The sequence below is a fragment of the Pseudomonas sp. BP6 genome, assembly GCF_017875935.1.
GTDB classification, from domain to species: Bacteria; Pseudomonadota; Gammaproteobacteria; order Pseudomonadales; family Pseudomonadaceae; genus Aquipseudomonas; species Aquipseudomonas putida_Y.
Genome location: NZ_JAGINI010000001.1, coordinates 1,645,304 through 1,661,249 on the forward strand (window position 1 = coordinate 1,645,304; position 15,946 = coordinate 1,661,249).

General features: G+C 62.1%; 18 protein-coding genes and 2 tRNA genes. 12 read left to right on the forward strand and 8 right to left on the reverse strand.

The annotated features are described in order from the left end of the window. Positions 1-53: 53 nt before the first annotated feature. A complete protein-coding gene (locus J3A98_RS07365; RefSeq protein ID WP_209965016.1) occupies positions 54-242 on the forward strand; it encodes a hypothetical protein in 189 nt (62 codons plus the stop codon). Positions 243-246: 4 nt separating this feature from the next. Here the strand turns inward: J3A98_RS07365 and J3A98_RS07370 are convergent, their stop codons facing one another. The 3 genes from J3A98_RS07370 to nhaR all read right to left on the reverse strand — a co-directional run bounded on the left by J3A98_RS07370 (position 247) and on the right by nhaR (position 3,185). Continuing rightward, positions 247-894, reverse strand: a complete 648-nt coding sequence (locus J3A98_RS07370; RefSeq protein ID WP_209965019.1) for a DUF480 domain-containing protein — start codon at positions 892-894, stop codon at positions 247-249. An 88-nt stretch (positions 895-982) separates the two neighbouring features. Next, complete coding sequence (gene sstT / locus J3A98_RS07375; RefSeq protein ID WP_176683851.1) at positions 983-2,194, reverse strand: serine/threonine transporter SstT; 1,212 nt, start codon at positions 2,192-2,194, stop codon at positions 983-985. A gap of 97 nt (positions 2,195-2,291) precedes the next feature. Beyond that, complete coding sequence (gene nhaR, locus J3A98_RS07380; protein WP_209965021.1) at positions 2,292-3,185, reverse strand: transcriptional activator NhaR; 894 nt, start codon at positions 3,183-3,185, stop codon at positions 2,292-2,294. A gap of 132 nt (positions 3,186-3,317) precedes the next feature. Here nhaR and J3A98_RS07385 point away from each other — a divergent pair, with 132 nt between their 5' ends. Together J3A98_RS07385 and J3A98_RS07390 are read left to right on the forward strand one after the other, a co-directional pair. Next, positions 3,318-3,557 carry a hypothetical protein gene (locus J3A98_RS07385; protein WP_176683849.1) on the forward strand — a complete coding sequence of 80 codons (240 nt, stop codon included), beginning with the start codon at positions 3,318-3,320 and terminating at the stop codon, positions 3,555-3,557. A gap of 28 nt (positions 3,558-3,585) precedes the next feature. Continuing rightward, a complete protein-coding gene (locus tag J3A98_RS07390) occupies positions 3,586-4,338 on the forward strand; it encodes a TerC family protein (RefSeq protein WP_003250551.1) in 753 nt (250 codons plus the stop codon). A gap of 131 nt (positions 4,339-4,469) precedes the next feature. Here the strand turns inward: J3A98_RS07390 and J3A98_RS07395 are convergent, their stop codons facing one another. After that, positions 4,470-4,649: a hypothetical protein gene (locus tag J3A98_RS07395; protein ID WP_176683848.1), complete on the reverse strand. Its 180-nt coding sequence runs from the start codon at positions 4,647-4,649 to the stop codon at positions 4,470-4,472. A gap of 166 nt (positions 4,650-4,815) precedes the next feature. Here J3A98_RS07395 and J3A98_RS07400 point away from each other — a divergent pair, with 166 nt between their 5' ends. Beyond that, positions 4,816-5,550 (forward strand): peptidase C39 family protein, encoded by a 735-nt coding sequence (locus J3A98_RS07400; RefSeq protein WP_176683984.1) that lies wholly within the window; start codon positions 4,816-4,818, stop codon positions 5,548-5,550. A gap of 89 nt (positions 5,551-5,639) precedes the next feature. Here the strand turns inward: J3A98_RS07400 and J3A98_RS07405 are convergent, their stop codons facing one another. Further along, on the reverse strand, positions 5,640-6,923 hold the full coding sequence (locus tag J3A98_RS07405; protein ID WP_003250557.1) for an FAD-binding oxidoreductase: 1,284 nt from the start codon (positions 6,921-6,923) through the stop codon (positions 5,640-5,642). Positions 6,924-7,126: 203 nt separating this feature from the next. Between J3A98_RS07405 and J3A98_RS07410 the strand changes: the two genes are divergently transcribed. The 4 genes from J3A98_RS07410 (at position 7,127) to J3A98_RS07425 (ending at position 8,730) form a co-directional block, all read left to right on the forward strand. Continuing rightward, positions 7,127-7,203 (forward strand) — tRNA-Val (locus tag J3A98_RS07410). A gap of 171 nt (positions 7,204-7,374) precedes the next feature. Further along, positions 7,375-7,451 (forward strand) — tRNA-Val (locus J3A98_RS07415). A 131-nt stretch (positions 7,452-7,582) separates the two neighbouring features. Next, positions 7,583-8,152, forward strand: a complete 570-nt coding sequence (locus J3A98_RS07420; RefSeq protein ID WP_176683847.1) for an SPOR domain-containing protein — start codon at positions 7,583-7,585, stop codon at positions 8,150-8,152. Positions 8,153-8,304: 152 nt separating this feature from the next. Then, entirely contained in the window at positions 8,305-8,730 is a 426-nt protein-coding gene (locus J3A98_RS07425) for a GTP pyrophosphokinase (RefSeq protein WP_209965023.1), read from the forward strand. Between the two features lie 3 nt (positions 8,731-8,733). Here J3A98_RS07425 and J3A98_RS07430 read toward each other — a convergent pair whose 3' ends face one another. From J3A98_RS07430 to J3A98_RS07440, 3 genes are all read right to left on the reverse strand, one after another. Beyond that, positions 8,734-9,426, reverse strand: coding sequence for an endonuclease I family protein (locus J3A98_RS07430; RefSeq protein WP_209965025.1), 693 nt, complete (start codon positions 9,424-9,426; stop codon positions 8,734-8,736). A 6-nt stretch (positions 9,427-9,432) separates the two neighbouring features. Next, positions 9,433-9,675 carry a DUF1654 domain-containing protein gene (locus J3A98_RS07435; protein ID WP_004574330.1) on the reverse strand — a complete coding sequence of 81 codons (243 nt, stop codon included), beginning with the start codon at positions 9,673-9,675 and terminating at the stop codon, positions 9,433-9,435. A gap of 215 nt (positions 9,676-9,890) precedes the next feature. After that, positions 9,891-10,979 (reverse strand): asparaginase, encoded by a 1,089-nt coding sequence (locus J3A98_RS07440; protein ID WP_021782780.1) that lies wholly within the window; start codon positions 10,977-10,979, stop codon positions 9,891-9,893. A 401-nt stretch (positions 10,980-11,380) separates the two neighbouring features. Between J3A98_RS07440 and J3A98_RS07445 the strand changes: the two genes are divergently transcribed. The 4 genes from J3A98_RS07445 to J3A98_RS07460 are packed head-to-tail and all read left to right on the forward strand — an operon-like array spanning position 11,381 to position 15,933. Then, positions 11,381-12,340 carry a sugar ABC transporter substrate-binding protein gene (locus J3A98_RS07445; RefSeq protein WP_209965027.1) on the forward strand — a complete coding sequence of 320 codons (960 nt, stop codon included), beginning with the start codon at positions 11,381-11,383 and terminating at the stop codon, positions 12,338-12,340. 20 nt (positions 12,341-12,360) lie between these two features. Next, complete coding sequence (locus J3A98_RS07450; protein WP_209965029.1) at positions 12,361-13,914, forward strand: sugar ABC transporter ATP-binding protein; 1,554 nt, start codon at positions 12,361-12,363, stop codon at positions 13,912-13,914. After that, positions 13,911-14,906 carry an ABC transporter permease gene (locus tag J3A98_RS07455; protein WP_176683841.1) on the forward strand — a complete coding sequence of 332 codons (996 nt, stop codon included), beginning with the start codon at positions 13,911-13,913 and terminating at the stop codon, positions 14,904-14,906. Before J3A98_RS07450 ends, J3A98_RS07455 begins: the two co-directional genes overlap by 4 nt. A 4-nt stretch (positions 14,907-14,910) precedes the next feature. Continuing rightward, a complete protein-coding gene (locus J3A98_RS07460; protein WP_209965031.1) occupies positions 14,911-15,933 on the forward strand; it encodes a LacI family DNA-binding transcriptional regulator in 1,023 nt (340 codons plus the stop codon). Positions 15,934-15,946 lie beyond the last annotated feature (13 nt).

The following is a 15,946-nucleotide window of genomic DNA, read 5'->3' on the forward strand; positions in this document are numbered from 1 at the left end:
AGCAGCATCTGAAGGTGTCTATGCTTACAGCAGACCTCTCAGGAACCACACCCATGACCCTGATCAGCCGCGAACCCTGGTGGCTAGTCCCCCCAAAGCCCGGGCAGCAAGAGCAGGACCTGCACTGGGGCTACCTGGAAATCTACGCCGACGGTCGCGCTGTGTTCGTCGACCAGCGCCCCACTGACCGGGAGCTGGCCGAGCGCAAGAGCTGCCGCAATTTCCCCGACCCCGAGCTGTGACGGCTCAGCCTTCCAGCTCGGCCAGGCGCGCTTCCAGCGCCGCAATGCGGGCTTCGAGGGCTTCGATGCGGTCTTCTGACACACTGCCGCCACTGTTGCGCGCGCCGCCTTCCTGTTGGCGTGCAGCGAGAATCGCCTCGATTTCCGCCGGGTCGCCCAAGGCATGGGTGTAGCGGTCTTCACGCTGGCCGGCCTGACGTGGCAGGTGCAAAGCCAGGTCCCGCGAGATCAGGCGCTCCAGCTGATGCTGGATCTGCTCGGTGTCGTCAAAGTCGTGCAGGCGGTTGCTACGGGTCAGCAGTTCGTTGAGGGTTTGCGGGCCCCGCAGGAACATCAGGCCCATCAGCACCAACTGTGCTGGCACCAGCTCCAGTGCCTTGTCTACCCGATGTTCCCAGCGGTCGGCACGGCTGCCCATCTGCAGGCGGGTCATGCCCTGACCTTCGAGGGCGCGCAGCGCCCGGCCGACCTGGCCTTGGGTGAGGTTCATCACCGGCTCGCGGCTGGTCTTCTGGTTGCAGGCCAGGACCAGGGCATTGAGGGTCAGCGGGTAGCTTTCCGGGCTGGTGGCCTGCTTTTCGATCAGCGAGCCGAGAACGCGGATTTCGATGCTGTTGAAGCGGCCTTCACCTGCGGTTTCGTGTTCTGACATGGCCCTGTCTCGTGGCTGGGGAAAGGCCACTAGGGTAGGTAATGCCACCGCGTAAGGCAATTGGGGCCGCAATGCGGCCCCGGCGCGCTTAGCCGTTACGCTGCTCTTCAGCCTGACACGCCGCTGCAGTGAACAGCACATCGGTCGAAGAATTCAGCGCCGTTTCGGCCGAATCCTGTAACACGCCAATGATGAAGCCCACCGCCACTACTTGCATGGCTATTTCGCTTGGGATGCCAAACAGGCTGCACGCCAGCGGAATCAGCAGCAGCGACCCCCCGGCCACGCCCGAGGCGCCGCAGGCGCACACTGCCGCCACCACGCTGAGCAGCACGGCAGTGGGCAGGTCCACCTGGATACCCAGGGTATGCACTGCGGCCAGGGTCAGCACGGTAATGGTGGTTGCCGCACCGGCCATGTTGATGGTCGCGCCCAGCGGGATCGACACCGAGTAAGTGTCTTTATGCAGGCCAAGGCGTTCCGACAATGCCAGGTTGACCGGGATGTTGGCGGCCGAACTGCGGGTGAAGAACGCAGTAATGCCGCTTTCACGCAGGCACAGCAGTGTCAGTGGGTAGGGGTTGCGGCGGATCTTCCAGAACACGATCAGCGGGTTCATCACCAGCGCCACGAACAGCATGCAGCCAATCAGTACCGCCAGCAGGTGCAGGTAGCCGAGCAGGGCGTCCAGGCCAGACTGTGCCAGGGTGGAGCTGACCAGGCCAAAGATACCCAGCGGGGCGAAGCGGATGACCATGCGCACGATCAGGGTGACGCCATTGGACAGGTCTGCGACCACGGTTCGGGTGGTTTCACCGGCATGGCGCAGGGCCACGCCCAAGCCGATGGCCCAGGTCAGCACGCCGATGAAGTTGGCATTGAGCAGGGCATTGACCGGGTTGTCTACCGCGCTCAGCAGCAGGTTCTGCATCACCTCGGCGATGCCGCCTGGCGCGCTCAGCGTGGCTTCGCTGGTGCTTAGCGCCAGGTGCGAGGGGAACAGCATGCTGGCAACCACGGCCACCACTGCAGCGGCAAAGGTGCCCAGCAGGTACAGCCAGAGGATCGGGCGAATGTGGACTTCCTGGCCGTGACGATGGTTGGCGACCGAAGCCATGACCAGAATGAACACCAGCACGGGCGCAACCGCCTTCAGGGCACTGACGAACACCTTGCCAAGAAAGGCCAGGTCACGGGCGATGGCAGGTGCCAGCAGGGCGAGGGCGATACCGGCGAGCAGGCCGATGACGATCTGGGTCACCAGGCTGGTGCGGTTGAGGAGGCGGAGAAAAGGGGTCATGTGCAGCGGTATCTCGGAATCTGGAAAGGGCGGACTTTACCATAGAGCACCTATAGCGCATGCCGGCCCGTGCTCGTAGTCAATCAGGCTTTTACGGCTACCAGTGAAACAACTCCCGCCGCGCACCCTCGGTAATCGCCACGATCCCTGGGTGCTTGACTTTGCGCTCCACCGAAATGGCGTAGAACGACTCGTGCACGGCCTCGGTCTGTCCGATCAGTTGCACGCCGTACTGACGGCACACCTCCTCGGCGATTACGCTGGGAGCAACGAAAATGCCGCTGCCCGACTGCCCGAACGCTTGCATCAAGGCACTGTCATCGAACTCTCCCACGATCCGTGGCTGCACCTGCTGCTCACCCAACCACCGCAGCAGCCGGCTGCGTACCACGGTCTCCTGACCGGGAACAAGCAGTGGAGCATCCTGCAGACAAGCTGGAAAAGGACCGTCCAGCCGTTGTACCAGCGCCGGGGTGGCGAAGAAGCTCAGCCCGCACTCGCCCAGCTTCTGGCTGTAGCACTTGATGTCCAGGTGGTTAGGCATGGGGCTGTCGGAAATCACCAGGTCCAGGCGCTGGATGGCCAGGTCTGCCAGTAACCGCTCAAGTTTGTCTTCGCGGCAGTTGATGCGCAGCACCTCCTCCAGGTCCATGGTCGGTGCCAGCAGGCGGTAGACAATGGATTTTGGCACTACGTCAGCCACCCCCACACGGAACAGGATCTGCTCCTGCGGGCCGGCGCGCAGCATGGCCTCAAGCTCGCTGCCGATCTGAAACATCTGTTCTGCATACACCAGGGCCTGGCGGCCGGTTTCGGTCAGTTCCAGCTGCCGGCCGGCGCGCTGGAACAGTTCCAGGCCGTAGGTTTGCTCGAACAAGGTGATCTGCCCGCTGATGGTTTGCGGTGTGAGGTTCAGCTGTTGGCTGGCGCGGGTGATGCTGCCCGTCTTGGCCACGGCCCAGAAGTAATGCAGCTGGCGATAGTTAAGCACCGTCGGTCGTTCCGATTCGTAAAAACCGAAGTATATGCCATGAAAATACGAATTTTCCTGAACTATTGCCGTCTCTAGAATGCACGGCTATCAGGCGCCATGCGCCGCCGGGTTATTTTAAGCGAGGACACCATGCTGCAATTCAAATCCATTGGCACCCCGTTGGTGCTGGCTTTGGCCCTGTTCACCCTGGCAGGCTGCGACCAGGCCGAGAAATCCGCACAGCAGATGCTCGATCAGGCGGCGCAGTCGGCCAAGCAGGCTATCGACGACACCAACAAGGCTGCCCAGCAGGCGCTGAGCGAAGCCATAGGCAGCGAAGGGCAGAAGCCCAAGGATGCCGAGAAGAAAGAAGAAACCCAGGAAATCTGACCCCAACCGCCGCTGCAGGATTTGAACAATGGAATATTTGCTGGAACTCGCCGCTAGCCCTACCGCCTGGGTTGCCCTGGCTACGCTGGTGGCCATGGAAGTTGTACTGGGCATCGACAACCTGATCTTCATCTCGATCCTGACCAACAAACTGCCGGTGGAGTACCGCTCCAAGGCGCGACGTATCGGGATCAGCATGGCCTTGGTCATGCGACTGGCCTTGCTCAGCACCGTGGCCTGGATCGTCCAGTTGACCGACCCAGTGTTCGAAGTGTTCGGCAATGCCTTCTCGTGGAAGGATGTGATCCTGATTGCCGGTGGTCTGTTCCTGCTGTGGAAGGCGACCAAGGAAATTCACGAAAACGTCGACCCGCATGGCGCCAAGGAGGAAGCCAAAGTCTCCTCCACGGTTACCCTGGGCTTTGCTGCGGCGATCTTCCAGATCCTGTTGCTGGACATCGTTTTCTCGGTAGACAGCATCATCACCGCCGTGGGCATGACCGAGCATCTGCCCATCATGATTATCGCCGTTATCACGGCTGTGATCGTGATGATGGTGGCAGCCGACCCGCTGGCCAATTTCATCAACGACAACCCGACCGTGGTGATGCTGGCGCTGGGCTTCCTCATCATGATCGGCATGACGCTGATCGCCGAGGGCTTTGGCGCCCATGTACCCAAGGGCTATGTGTATGCGGCCATGGCGTTCTCGACGGCTATCGAGGTCCTCAACATTCTGGCCCGCCGGGCGCGTCTGAAGCGTGAGGCGGCTGAAGGCTGATGCAAAAAAGGGGCGCTTTGCGCCCCCATTCGTGAACAAGCCCGCTTTCACAGGTACTTCGAGCCGCGCTGGCATCGCGAAATACCTGTGCAGCGGGCTTGTCTGCGAGTGGGCTTCAGGAAATCCTGAGGTCAGTTCACCCCCGCATGCCGCCGCGCCCGTCTTACCGGCTGTGGCCTGGGCGGGGCCTGCGGTGGCAAGTGGTGATGGTGTGCGTGACGCCGCACGATACGCAGTACACCCCACAGCATGGCGGCTGCGACGCTCAGCCACATGCCTACCAGCATGAGAATTGCCATGGTCAGGCTCATCTGTGCCTCCATCTCTACGGCAAGCGCTTGATTGGCCCGCGTTTACCTTCCAGACACTGCTTTAGTCTAGCCCTTCGCCTGTGACGTTCCATCGAACAATGGTCAATCTCTAGTGCCGATTCGCTCCAAGGCGCTGTCGGACTATACCCGCGCCGCTGTCGGACCTATGATCGGTGGCCAGAGCCGGGCGCTGCCTGCCTGGCGTTGGAACAAGCGAGTGCCCATGGAGCAACATTCCTTCAAGGCTGCCCCCCGGCGGCTACTGGCTGCCTGTCTGCTGGCTGCCACCCTGGCCGGCTGTGCCAGCGCACCGCCCGGCAATCTCAAAGGCTTGCCGCAGCGAGTCGAGATCAGCAGCGTGCCGTTCTACCGTGGCAACGCCAACCACAGCGGGGCCATGGCGCTGGCGGCAGTGCTGTCGCAGCAGGGGGCGCCTATTACGCCAGGCTTGTTGGATAAACCGCTGAACCTGCCTCAGGGGGCCGAAACGCTGGATACCGCTATTCCCCGTGTGGCGCGGGACTACGGTAGGGTGGTGTACCCGCTGGACAAGCAACTGGACGCGCTGCTGACCCAGGTGGCGGCGGGCAACCCGGTGCTGCTGCGTTACGAGGAAGGTTCGGCCTGGTGGAGCGGGCCCCGCTATGCAGTGTTGATGGGTTATGACCGTTACAAGCAGCGGGTGCTGCTGCGTTCGGGCATGCACCGGCGGCAGGTGCTGGCATTCGATGAGTTTGCATCGGCGTGGGAGAAGCAGGGGAGTTGGGCGGTGCTGGTGCAGCCACCTCGGCAACTGCCGGCCCAGGTTGATCGCCAGCGCTGGTTGCGTGCTGCGGATGAATTGGCCAAGGCGGGGCAAGAGAGTGCGGCGAAACAGGCTGTGAATAGCCTGAACAAATAGCGTTGCCTGTGCCTGCCCTTCGCAGGTAAGCCCGCGCCCACACGGACTGTGCAAGCAGCACAAATCCTGTGGGCGCGGGCCTGCCTGAATCAGAAGCCCAGGCGATCGCGCAGGCTGTAGTACCAGGCACCGATGGCGCTGAAGGGTACGCGCAGCATCTGGCCACCCGGGAACGGGTAGTGCGGCAGGCCGGCAAAGGCGTCGAAACGCTCTGCCTGGCCGCGCAGGGCCTCGGCCAGTACCTTGCCCGCCAGGTGGGTATAGGTCACGCCGTGGCCCGAGCAACCCTGCGAGTAGTAGATGTTGTCGCCGATCCGGCCAACCTGTGGCAGGCGCGACAGGGTCAGCAGGAAGTTACCGGTCCAGGCGTAGTCGATCTTCACGTTCTTCAGCTGCGGGAAGGCCTTGAGCATTTTCGGGCGGATGATCGCCTCGATGTTGGCCGGGTCACGCGCGCCGTACACCACGCCGCCACCGAAAATCAGGCGCTTGTCGCTGGTCAGGCGATAGTAGTCGAGCAGGTAGTTGCAATCCTCGACGCAGTAGTCCTGCGGCAGCAGGGTGCGTGCCAGTTCTTCGCCCAGTGGCTCGGTGGTGATTACCTGCGTGCCGCATGGCATGGACTTGGCGGCCAGCTCGGGTACCAGGTTGCCCAGGTAGGCGTTGCCGGCAACGATGATGAACTTGGCGCGGACCTTGCCCTGCGGGGTATGCACCACCGGGTTGGCACCACGTTCGATGCGCACGGCCGGGGTTTGCTCATAGATGATGCCACCCAGCGACTCGACCGCAGCAGCTTCGCCCAGGGCCAGGTTCAGCGGGTGGATGTGGCCGCCGCTCATGTCGAGCATGCCGCCGATGTAGCTGTCGCAGGCAACCACTTCGCGGATGCGCTTCTGGTCCATCAGCTCCAGCTGATTATGGCCAAAGCGTTCCCACAGGCGCTTTTGCGATTCCAGGTGGCCCATCTGCTTGCTGGTAAGGGCGGCGAATACGCCACCATCTTTCAGGTCGCACTGAATGTTGTACTTGGCCACGCGCTCACGAATGATGCGCCCGCCCTCGAAGGCCATGTGGCCCAGCAGTTGTGCCTGCTTGGGGCCAACGGTGCGTTCGATGACATCAATGTCGCGGCTGTAGCTGTTGACGATCTGGCCGCCGTTGCGGCCCGATGCGCCAAAGCCGACCTTGGCCGCTTCGACGATGCTTACCTTGAAACCGTTCTCCAGAAGGAACAGGGCGCTGGACAGGCCGGTGTAGCCGGCACCGATGATGCACACATCGGTTTCCACCTCACCCTGCAGCGCCGGACGTGGCGGCACCGGGTTGGCCGAGGCGGCGTAGTAGGACTGGGGGTAGGGGGTGTTAGCCATGCTGCAGGAACCTCGTGTTTTATATTTTTAACGAATGTACCGATGCTATCAATAATAATAAACACCCGCTAGTCGTCTGGTGAAAATCCTTTACGGGATACCCTCCAGCCCGCCTTTATATAAAGAGTTTAAGATTCAGTAGGTTAGCGCGAAAAAAAGTGTTGACAGGGTTTTTGTAATGCGTAGAATGCGCACCACACGACAGGCACATAGCTCAGTTGGTTAGAGCACCACCTTGACATGGTGGGGGTCGTTGGTTCGAGTCCAATTGTGCCTACCAAATCGAAAAAGGGGTGATCCGAAAGGGTCACCCCTTTTTTCATTGTCCATTGCCATGTGGGTCGAAAACCGCGGTATGGGCACGAAGCGCTTGCATGCGAAAGTTTTTGATTTTTCTCAAAAAAAAGCTTTACAGGTGCGTATCGGATCACTAATATGCGCACCACACGACAGGCACATAGCTCAGTTGGTTAGAGCACCACCTTGACATGGTGGGGGTCGTTGGTTCGAGTCCAATTGTGCCTACCAAATCGAAAAAGGGCGATCAGAAATGATCGCCCTTTTTGCATTTGCGCCCGAAGCAGCGTGTAACGTTTGGTCGCGGTTCGGGCATACCCCGGCGTGCTAGAATCCGCCCCTTCGAATCTGGAGGTACACGCGTGCGCAAACTGGCTGTGGTAATGGCAGTGCTCGCCCTGGCGGGCTGTGAGAACGAGGTCGAAGGCGTGCACAAGCAGGTGGCCGAACACCTGAACAACCCCAAGACCGCCAAGTTCGGCAACGTGCGGATCGACACCCAGGGCACCATCTGCGGTCAGGTCCGCGGCAAGGACGATGCCGGGCAGTACGAAGCCTACCGCAGTTATGTGGCGATCAAGCGCGACGGCCAGTACGACATCATCGTTGACGATACCGGCAATAACCTGCGTATCCGCGAGCTTTGCGGCGGCGCCGACCTGCAGCGGCGTGCCGAGGCCCTGGCAGACCAGCCGGCGCCCCAGGGTTGGGATGTGGAAGTGGTGCAGGGCGCCAACATGGGTGCCCTCAGCGACATGACGGCGCGCCTGATCGAAAAGGGCATCCCGTCTTCGGTGGAGTACCGCGACGGCAAGCCGGTGGTGCTGCTGGGGCCGTTCCCCACCCGCGAAGAGGCGCAAGCGCGCAGGGACGAAGTGATGGCCAAGCTGGGTACCGATTCGGTGGTCATCCAGCACGGCGCATCACGCTAGGGTCTGTTTACAACGCAGCATGAACAAGTATCAAGGCTTTTCCTGCAGAGTCTAAGCCTGGGTGGAGGCGCCGCAGCCAAGGTTTGTGTCAGGCGCTGTTCACACAAGTTTGGCTATGCTTGGGTGGGTAGCGGCCAAACGGGGAGGGCCTCATGTCTACACTGGAGCGGGCCATTGCCGTGGCCGCCAGGGCGCATGAAGGGCAATACGATAAGGGTGGGGCGGCTTATATCCTCCACCCGTTACGCGTGATGATGCGGGTTACCACACCTGAACAGCGGATTGTGGCGGTGCTTCACGATGTGATCGAAGACACCCCGCTGACCCTGTCTGACCTGGCGCGCGAGGGCTTCGCGCTGAAAATCCTGGCCGCGTTGCTGGCGCTTAGCCGCCGCGAGGGCGAGCCTTACCAGGATTTCGTGGTGCGCCTGGGTGATGACCCGTTGGCGCGCACCGTCAAGCTGGCCGATCTGGCCGACAACAGTGACCTCTCGCGCATCCCCTGCCCGGGCCCCGCCGACCTGGCGCGGCTGGCCCGTTACCGGGAGGCCAGCGCCTATTTACAAGCGCTGGCCTGAGGATCAACCGCACGCTTTGAGGTTGACCGGCCCTACGAACGCGTTTCCCCGCCCCATCACGCAGGCGACCTGTTGGTTGCGTTGCCGCTCCCAGGCTTGCGGCGGGTAGGTCTTGTTCCAGGCTTCGAACAGCTGGCGATCCTGTTTGGACAGGCGCAGGTTGTACTGCTTGCTCATGTAGAAGTAGGTGCGGGCGATCATGCCGCGGATCGATGGGCGCGGCATCACTTTCCTGGCCTTGAAATCGACCTGGGTCAGGCAGCGGCCATACTGGCCGCGTTGCTCCGGCAGCCAGCCGAAACTGAAGTTGCTGCGGTCGCCGTTGACCTCACCGATGCTTGGCACCAGGTTGTGCAGGTCGGCTTCGGCGCGCTGGTACACTTCGTCATGCTGCGAGCACTGCTTGCGCCCGCCACTCTGCCAGCATTGGCGCTGATGGCCGATCTGCCAGGCGGGTACGATGTGTTCCCATTCGATGCGCGAGGCGCGCCGGGCATTCTTGCGCGGGGTATAGCCGCAGGACGCCAGGTCGACCTTGTTGCCCTTGTATTTGCACCCGCAATAGAACTCGGTCGATTGCGGTGCATAGAGCTTCCAGGCGACCTTCTTGGCCTCCTGGAAGGTACGCGGGGCGTCGGCTTGAGCAAACGGCGTGGTCAGTAACAGGCAAGCGGCTGCGAAAAACGAAACTTTCATGCGCAGTCAGTCTTCCTTTGGTACGGTCCAGAAAATCTGCACGCCGCCATCGTCACGGTGGGCGAGGGTGACGTTGTCGTTCTCGGCAATCTCCTGAAGCAGGGTTTCCCAGTCATCCGGGCTTTCCTGTTCCAGGCGGAAGATCAGCGCCGCGCGGCTGCGCTGGGCGGTGGGGCTGTTGATGATCTTCTGGATGCGTACACCCAGCTGTTCATAGCTGCTCGGGGTGGCGGAGGCGGTGCTGGACACAGGAATTTCCTTGTTTTTGCTGTATGCACGTACAGTATTTCACTGTAAGTAAATTCGCAACAGCTTGTCAGGAGAAATCCAGTGTTGGCCTGTAAACCATGAGGCCGGTCAGAAAGGTAAGCGATGTCGCCGGTTTTTACCCTCAGTGTCTGTGCGGTTCAGGAGAGGGCAGTGAGGCCCTCAGAGCCGGCGCACCGGCCCTGAGGGGGGAACACTCAGTATTCCCAGAAGATGCGCTGCAGCTCCTTGCTGTCCTGGGTCTTGGTCATTGCCACCATCGCCAGGATCCGCGCCTTCTGCGGGTTCAGGTCGTGAGCCACGACCCAGTCGTTTTTGTCATCCGGCTGTTCGGCGTTACGCAGTACGAAACCACCCTGGTTGACATGCGACGAGCGGATGATCTGCACGCCGTTCTTGCGCAGTTCTTGCAGTGCCGGGACTACCCGCGACGATACCGAACCGTTGCCGGTACCGGCATGGATCAGCGCCTTGGCGCCGTTTTGCGCCAGCGCCTTGTAGGCGGTGTCGGTGACGTTGCCATAGCCATAGGCAATGTCTACCTGCGGCAGGCTGCTGATCTGCTTGATGTCGAACTCGGAATTGACCGTATGGCGCTTGGCCGGCAGGCGGAACCAGTACGATTTGCCTTCCACTACCATGCCCATCGGGCCCCAGGCGCTCTTGAAGGCTTCGGTCTTGATGTTGACCGCCTTGCTCACATCGCGGCCGGACTGGATCTCGTCGTTCATGGTCACCAGTACGCCTTTGCCACGCGACTGCTTGTCGCTGGCTACGGCCACGGCGTTGTACAGGTTGAGCATGCCGTCGGCGGACATGGCGGTACCCGGGCGCATCGAGCCGACCACCACGATTGGCTTGTCGGTCTTCTCTACCAGGTTGAGGAAGTAGGCAGTTTCTTCGAGGGTGTCGGTGCCGTGGGTGATGACGATACCGTCGACGTCCTTGCTTTCGGCCAGCTCGGCGACGCGCTTGCCCAGTTTCAGCAGGTCGTCATTGCTGATGCTCTCGGAGGCGATCTGCATCACTTGTTCGCCGCGTACGTTGGCGATGTCGGCCAGTTCTGGTACACCGGCGATGAGCTTGTCGACGCCCAGCTTGGCAGCCTGGTAAGTGGCGCTGTTGGCAGCGCTGGCACCGGCGCCGGCAATGGTGCCACCGGTGGCGAGGATGACCACGTTGGCCAGCTTCTGTTGGGTTTCGGCTTCTTTGGCCGAGGCACTGGTTGGCAGGATCAGCAGCAGGGCGAGTGCGCTGGGGGCGAAGGTTTTCAGTGCGGCATTCATCGTTATTGTTCTCGCTTCCTAGTGAGATAGTTATTGAGTCGCGCACGGCTACAAGCATTTTTCGTACCAAGGCACCACGCGCTGCCTGGGTGGGAGCGGCCTGGCGTTGCAATGGGCTGCTTGGCAGCCCCGGCAATGCGTGGTGTTGCACCGAGTCGGGGGCGCCGCGCGACGCATTCGTGACGCGAGACCGCGCCTGCAAAAAGGGGGGGGCGCATTCGCAATTCCGAACAAAAAAGGTAAAGGTGTTCGGGTTTTCGGAAATTCTGCATAATCGGCCTCAGCAGCACTCTGGCCTCCGATAGCCAAACGGATTTGACAAACAACGGTCCTGTTACCATAGTTGGTCAACGCAAACGTTTGCGATCCGATAAAAAACACAAGATTCGGAGTCATCGTCCATGAAGCTGCCGTTCCCCGGTCGTCTGCTGGCCCTCGCTGTCATTTCCTCGCTTAGCCTCGCCTTGCCATTGTCTGCTGCCCACGCCGAAGACAAGCCCAAGGTCGCCCTTGTCATGAAGTCGCTGGCCAACGAGTTCTTCCGCACCATGGAAGACGGCGCCAAGGACTACCAGAAGTCCCACGCCGACGAGTTCGACCTGATCGCCAACGGCATCAAGAACGAAACCGACACTGGCGAGCAGATCCGCATCGTCGAGCAGATGGTCAATGCCGGCGCCAAGGCCCTGGTCATTGCTCCGGCTGACTCGAAGGCACTTGTGTCGGCAGTGAAGAAGGCCATGGACCAGGGGGTGGTGGTGATCAATATCGACAACCGTCTGGACCCTGATCTGCTCAAGAGCAAAGGCATCAGCGTTCCCTTCGTCGGCCCCGACAACCGTAAAGGCGCGCGCCTGGTTGGCGATTACCTGGCCAGCCAGAAGCTCAAGGCCGGCGACCAGGTGGGCATTATCGAAGGCGTGCCGACCACCACCAATGCCCAGCAGCGCACCGCCGGCTTCAAGGACGCCATGAATGCCGCGCAGATGAACATCGTCTCGGTACAAAGCGGCAATTGGGAGATCGACAAAGGCAACGCCGTCGCTGCCTCCATGCTCAACGAATACCCTGACCTCAAGGCCTTGCTGGCTGGCAACGACAGCATGGCGCTGGGCGCTGTGTCCGCCGTGCGTGCCGCAGGCAAGACCGGCCAGGTGCAAGTGGTGGGCTATGACAACATCAATGCCATCAAGCCAATGCTTGCAGGCGGTCGCGTGCTTGCCACCCTCGACCAGGCCGCCAGCCAGCAGGCGGTGTACGGCATTCAGGCGGCGCTGAAAATGGTCAAGGGCGAAAAACCTGATGTGGATGCCGACAACGTCATCCAGACCCCGGTCGAACTCATCACCAAGAAGCCCTGATGCTGCCAGGAGAATCGGCCATGCCTGCATCGGCCAATGAAGTAGTGCTCGCCGCCAGCGGCCTGGGCAAGACCTACGCCCAGCCCGTGCTCGGCGAGGTCAGCCTGAACCTGCGCGCCGGTGAAGTGCTGGCCCTGACCGGCGAGAACGGCGCTGGCAAGAGCACGTTGTCCAAGCTCATCAGTGGCCTGGAGGTGCCCACCACCGGGCACATGACCTACCGCGGCCAGGCCTACGCGCCCGGCAGTCGCGGCGAGGCCGAACGCCTTGGGGTGCGCATGGTCATGCAGGAGTTGAACCTGCTGCCGACGCTGACCGTGGCGGAAAACCTGTTTCTCGACAACCTGCCCAGCCGTTTCGGCTGGATCAGCCACAAGCGCCTGCGCCAACTGGCAATGGCCGCCATGGCCCGGGTCGGGCTCGACGCCATCGACCCGGACACCCCGGTCGGCGAGCTGGGCATCGGCCATCAGCAGATGGTCGAGATTGCCCGCAACCTGATCGGTGACTGCCACGTACTGATCCTGGACGAACCCACAGCCATGCTCACTGCGCGCGAGGTGGAGTTACTGTTCACCCAGATCGAGCGCCTGCGTGCGCGTGGCGTGGCCATCGTCTATATCTCGCATCGCCTGGAAGAGTTGCAGCGTGTGGCCCAACGCATCGTTGTACTGCGCGATGGCAAGCTGGTGTGCGACGAGCCGATCCAACGCTACAGCAGCGCCGAGCTGGTGAACCTGATGGTCGGCCGCGAGCTGGGCGAGCATATTGACCTGGGCCGACGGCAGATGGGGGCACCGCTGCTCAAGGTCGACAAGTTGTGCCGCGGCGACAAAGTGCGCGAGGTGTCGTTCGAAGTCAGGGCAGGGGAGATTTTTGGCATCTCCGGCCTGATCGGCGCCGGCCGTACCGAGCTGCTGCGCCTGATCTACGGTGCCGATCGCGCCGACAGCGGCGGTATCGCGCTGGGCCAGCCGCCGCAGGCGGTAAACATCGACTCGCCCAAGGCTGCAGTGCGGGCCGGTATCGCGCTGATAACCGAAGACCGCAAGGGCGAGGGCCTGCTGTTGACGCAGTCGATCAGCGCCAACATTGCGTTGGGCAACCTGGGCGCGGTATCGCGGGCCGGCGTGCTCGATGGCGAGGCGGAAAAGGCCTTGGCCGAACGCCAGATCCAGGCCATGCGCATTCGCAGTGCTGGCGCGCAGCAAGTGGTGGGCGAGCTGTCTGGCGGTAACCAGCAGAAGGTGGTGATTGGCCGCTGGCTGGAGCGCGATTGCCAGGTGCTGCTGTTCGACGAACCCACGCGTGGCATCGATGTGGGCGCCAAGTTCGACATCTATGGCCTGTTGGCCGAGCTGGCGCGTCAAGGCAAGGCCTTGGTGGTGGTGTCCAGTGACCTGCGCGAACTGATGCTGATTTGCGACCGCATCGCCGTGCTGTCCGCCGGCCGCCTGATCGACACCTTCGCGCGTGATCATTGGAGCCAGGACCAGTTGCTTGCCGCCGCCTTCGCCGGTTATCAGAAACGTGACGCGCTGCTGCATGATGCAGCCCCCAGGATGGATGCATGAAAACCACCCCGCTAAACAACCCGGGCGCCGCCCCCGTGCGCCGCAGCGGTACGTACTTTGGCCTGGGCACCTACCTGGGCCTGGCTGGCGCCTTGCTGGCGATGATTGTGCTGTTCTCGTTCCTCAGCAGCCACTTCTGGTCGTATGGCACCTTCAGCACGCTGGCCAACCAGATCCCGGACCTGATGGTGCTGGCGGTGGGCATGACCTTCGTGCTGATCATCGGCGGCATCGACCTGTCGGTGGGTTCGGTGCTGGCGCTGGCCGCCTCGACGGTGAGCGTGGCGATACTCGGCTGGGGCTGGGGCGTGCTGCCCTCGGCGCTGCTGGGCATGGCCGTGGCCGCGCTGGCCGGCAGCATTACCGGTAGCGTCACCGTGGCCTGGCGCATCCCGTCGTTCATCGTTTCGCTTGGTGTGCTGGAGATGGCCCGTGGCCTGGCCTACCAGTTCACCGACTCGCGCACCGCCTATATCGGCGATGCCTATGCCTGGTTCTCCAACCCGGTCGCCTTTGGTGTTTCGCCAGCGTTCATCATCGCCTTGTTGGTGATCGTGCTCGCCCAGTTGGTCCTGACGCGCACGGTATTCGGTCGTTACCTGATCGGTATCGGCACCAACGAAGAGGCCGTGCGCCTGGCCGGTATCGATCCGCGCCCCTACAAAGTGCTGGTGTTCGCCCTGATGGGCCTGCTCGCCGGCCTGGCCGCGCTGTTCCAGATCTCGCGGCTGGAAGCGGCCGACCCCAATGCCGGCTCTGGCCTGGAGCTGCAGGTCATTGCCGCCGTCGTGATCGGCGGCACCAGCCTGATGGGTGGGCGTGGCTCGGTCATCAGCACCTTCTTTGGCGTACTGATCATTTCCGTATTGGCCGCCGGGCTGGCGCAGATCGGCGCCAGCGAGCCGACCAAACGTATCATCACCGGGGCGGTGATCGTCATCGCCGTGGTGCTCGACACTTACCGTAGCCGGCGCGCGGGCCGGCGGAACTGACAACATGGCAACCATCAAAGACGTCGCGGCACTGGCGGGTATTTCTTATACCACTGTGTCCCATGTACTCAACAAGACCCGTCCGGTCAGCGAGCAGGTGCGGCTGAAAGTGGAAGCCGCCATCATCGAACTGGATTACGTGCCCAGTGCGGTGGCGCGCTCGCTGAAGGCGCGCAGCACGGCCACCATCGGGCTGTTGGTGCCCAACAGCGTCAACCCGTACTTTGCCGAGCTGGCGCGGGGTATCGAAGACGCCTGCGAGCGCAACGGCTATTGCGTGATTCTGTGCAATTCCGACGACAACCCGCAGAAGCAGCGCAGCTACCTGCGCGTGCTGCTGGAAAAGCGCATCGACGGGCTGGTAGTGGCCTCGGTGGGCCAGGACGACGACCTGCTGCAAAGCCTGGCCAGTGTGCGCACGCCAATGGTCATCGTCGACCGTGAGCTGGAAGGCGTCGATGCCGACCTGGTGCGTATTGACCACGAGCAGGGGGCATACCTGGCCACCCGGCATTTGCTGGAACTTGGCCATCGCGACGTCGCCTATATCGGCGGTCCCGCCGAAACCGGGGTTACCCAGCTGCGCCTGAGCGGCTTCCGCCGTGCCATGGCCGAAGCCGGGGCGCCTGTGCCGGGCAGCCGTGTACTGCACTGCGACTTCACCAGCCCGGGTGGCCATGCGGCGGCGGCGCAGGTGCTGGAAGGCAAGCGGCCCTCGGCGATTTTTGCCGGCAACGACATGATCGGCTTTGGTGTGCTGCGGGCTGCAGCCGAACGCAATATCAGCGTACCCGGCGCGCTGTCGGTGATCGGCTTCGACGACATCGAGCTCAGCCGCTACGTGTACCCGCCACTGACCACGGTGGGCCAGTCGATCCGCGAGCTGGGCGAAAGCGCTGCCTCGTTGCTGCTGACGCGTATCGCTACGCCCCGGCAAGGCGCAGCGGAGCAGCGCATTGTCGCCCCGCGTATCGTCTTGCGTGAGTCCACCGGGCCGCGCCCGGACCTGTTCAATGATTACCGCTAACGCTAAGGAAACG